General features: G+C 58.1%; 2 tRNA genes and 1 rRNA gene. All 3 read right to left on the bottom strand.

What is annotated here, in order from left to right:
- Positions 1-123: 123 nt before the first annotated feature.
- Positions 124-199: transfer RNA gene (locus LRP66_RS18235), tRNA-Ala, on the bottom strand.
- 128 nt (positions 200-327) lie between these two features.
- A tRNA-Ile gene (locus LRP66_RS18230) sits at positions 328-404 on the bottom strand.
- Positions 405-579: 175 nt separating this feature from the next.
- Positions 580-649 (bottom strand): 16S ribosomal RNA (locus LRP66_RS18225); the annotation flags it as partial.

Raw genomic sequence — 649 nt, 5'->3', positions numbered from 1 at the left:
CGACACCTTCACGGCATCGATTTTAAAAACCCATTCACAATGTCAAAGATGAGGTGCGTCAGCACCTCGTAACCGCTTGCGCGGAACTGGTGTCTTCATCTCTAGGTTATGGCTTGGAAAGAGTGGTGGAGCTTATCGGGATCGAACCGATGACCTGATGCTTGCAAAGCAACCGCTCTCCCAGCTGAGCTAAAGCCCCTCACCGTCTCGTGCCCGTCGCGCCGTCAGTCGCAGCAAAGCTGCGCCTTATGGCGCGCTATGCCAGCGCTGGCCGTGCTGGGCTGCGTGCGAAATAGCTCGCGCTATTTCGTCTCGCTGCCTGCGCAGTGGTGGGCCGAGTAGGAGTTGAACCTACGACCTCACGCTTATCAGGCGTGCGCTCTAACCACCTGAGCTACCGGCCCCCTGCACTCACCGGCCATAAGGCCGCGAGGCGGTAAGCCAGCTCAAGCTATACTCCCCGTCAGGGGAGTAACCTAGGATGAAGGGACATGAGGACGGCGGATTGGAATGTCTTTGGATAGGGAGGAAGCTCTTCTTCGATACGAGACCGAAGCGCACTCCGCCGCTTGTCCTTAGAAAGGAGGTGATCCAGCCGCAGGTTCCCCTACGGCTACCTTGTTACGACTTCACCCCAGTCGCTGAACCC

The organism is Sphingomonas sp. Leaf21, assembly GCF_916858675.1.
Taxonomy (GTDB): domain Bacteria; phylum Pseudomonadota; class Alphaproteobacteria; order Sphingomonadales; family Sphingomonadaceae; genus Sphingomonas.
Note: the sequence above shows the minus strand (reverse complement) of the source record. Positions and strands in the feature narration are given on the sequence as shown.